Here is a 2,019-nt window from a genome sequence, read left to right on the forward strand (position 1 = left end):
GCGCTCGTTCGGGCGCCACACGCACGATCAGTACGGCATTGGCGTGATCGATCGCGGCGGCCATGTGTCGCTGAGCGACGCAGGCCAGGTCGAGGCCGTGCCCGGAGATCTCATCCTCGTCAATCCCGGCGAGGTGCATGATGGCCGGCCGCTCGACGCCGCGGGGTGCACCTGGCGCATGCTTTATTTCGAGCCGCGCTGGATCGACGCGCTGCAGACCGACATCACGCAGGCCGACGACGACCGTTTCGCGCTTCATGCGCCCGTCATCAGCGAACCGCGTTTGCGTGCCTTGTTCGATGCGGCCTTCGCCCATTTAACGGATCAAGACGCGGCGCGGCGACCTGGCGCGCATGGGGTTCGACGGCGCGGCGCTCGAAGTCGTGACCCGCCTCGTCGAGGCCCTCGGCCACCGGCGCGCGCTCGCGCAGTGCTCGCCGACGGCGCTCGCGCGCGTGCGAGACATGATCGACGCCGATCCCGCCCAGCCGTACTCGCTCGCCGAGCTCGCCCATGCGGCGGGGCTGAGCCGCTTCCAGCTCCACCGCGGTTTCATGCGTGAGTTCGGCGTCGCGCCGCATGGCTATATCCAGCATCGCCGTGTCGCGCTCGCGCGGCGCCTGCTCAAGGCAGGCCACGCGCCGGCGCAAACCGCGCTCGCGGCGGGCTTCTGCGACCAGAGCCACCTGAATCGCGCTTTCGTGCGGCAGTTCGGCGTCTCGCCTGGTCGTTACTGGCTCGCGCGCGAAGCGAAGCCCGTGAGCTGACGCACATCCATCCAAGACGGCGCTCCGAGGTGGGCCTATACAGGCGTATCACCACGAGGAGCGCACCATGTCCACACGATTGCCGCCGCATGAAAGCGCGCGGCGCTCAACCCTGTCCACCCGATCCGTCGCGCATCTGCAATTGACGGCCGCCATGCTCACCGTTGGCAGCACGGTCATTGCCAGTAAGACCATCGGAACCGGGCTCGATCCGCTGCCCGCCACGGCGCTGCGCTTTGCCATCGCGTTGCCGGTCTTCTTGCTCCTCATGCGTTTCACCGGTGCGGCGTTTCCGCGTCCGGGCCTGCGCGACGCGGTGCTGCTCGTCACGCAGGCGGCGATCGGCAGCGTCGGCTATACGGTCTTGCTGATCGCCGGCACGCAGCGCACTTCCGCGAGCGACGCCGGCATCATCCTCGGCACGCTGCCGGCCGTTTGCGCGGTGACCGCCGCGTTGCTTCTGGGCGAGCGGCTGCGCGCGAGCACGCTCGTGTCGGTCGCGACCGCGAGCCTCGGCGTCGCCATGGTCACGCTCGCGCCCGCCGGACCTCACAGCGGCACGCGCTCGCTCTCGGGCGATGCGATGATCCTGGGCGCCGTAGTTTGTGAAAGTCTGTTCGTGTTGCTAAACAAGCGGCTTGCGAAGCCATGGCCGCCGCTTGCGCAAGCCGCGGCGATGACGGGCCTGGGGTTTATCGTTTCCAGCGTTTGTGCGCTACCCGGCTGGTCCGGCGCGGCACCTGCCGTGCCGTGCCCGCCATGATTGGCGTGACGTATTACGCGCTCGTGCCGACAGTGGCTGGATTCTGGCTCTGGTACGCGGGTGCCGCACGCGTGCCCGGCAGCGAGGCGGCGATTTTCACGGCGGTAGCGCCCGTTTCGAGCGTGGTGCTCGCGACGCTGCTGCTCGGCGAACCGCTCACCCCCACGCGCGCGATGGGGCTCGCGCTGGTCGTCACCGCCGTGTTCGCAGTCTCGGGGCGGTCGTTTGTCGGCCGGCGAAGCGGGAAGTGCGGCGCGCATGAAAGCAAAGCGCCTTGACTTCGGAGAATGATCGTTCTACATTGGGAGCTCCGAGAACGATCATTCTCCTGATGTTCTCCGCGAAGTTCTCCGTGAAACTGCTGATCGATAAACGCCATGAACCCGAACACCGAAGCGCCCCAGCCCGACGCACGCGAGCGCCTGCTCGACGCCGCTGAGGCGCTCATCTACGCGGGCGGCATACACGCGACGGGCGTCGATGCGATCG

At 68.1% G+C, this 2,019-nt stretch carries 3 protein-coding genes and 2 pseudogenes; all 5 read left to right on the top strand.

Annotated elements, in window-relative coordinates:
- Positions 1-64 precede the first annotated feature (64 nt).
- Positions 65-268, top strand: a pseudogene (locus VMJ11_RS13500) (AraC family ligand binding domain-containing protein); the annotation flags it as partial.
- 85 nt (positions 269-353) lie between these two features.
- A complete protein-coding gene (locus VMJ11_RS13505) occupies positions 354-767 on the top strand; it encodes an AraC family transcriptional regulator (RefSeq protein ID WP_325619901.1) in 414 nt (137 codons plus the stop codon).
- Between the two features lie 67 nt (positions 768-834).
- A complete protein-coding gene (locus VMJ11_RS13510) occupies positions 835-1,530 on the top strand; it encodes a DMT family transporter (protein WP_325619902.1) in 696 nt (231 codons plus the stop codon).
- The gene (locus VMJ11_RS13515) at positions 1,527-1,808 is read left to right on the top strand and encodes a DMT family transporter (RefSeq protein WP_325619903.1); all 282 of its coding nucleotides are present in this window, start codon (positions 1,527-1,529) and stop codon (positions 1,806-1,808) included. The genes VMJ11_RS13510 and VMJ11_RS13515 overlap by 4 nt, the downstream gene beginning before the upstream one ends.
- Before the next feature lie 99 nt (positions 1,809-1,907).
- Positions 1,908-2,019: pseudogene (locus tag VMJ11_RS13520) on the top strand (TetR family transcriptional regulator); the annotation flags it as partial.

The organism is Paraburkholderia sp., from assembly GCF_035501035.1.
GTDB lineage: Bacteria > Pseudomonadota > Gammaproteobacteria > Burkholderiales > Burkholderiaceae > Paraburkholderia.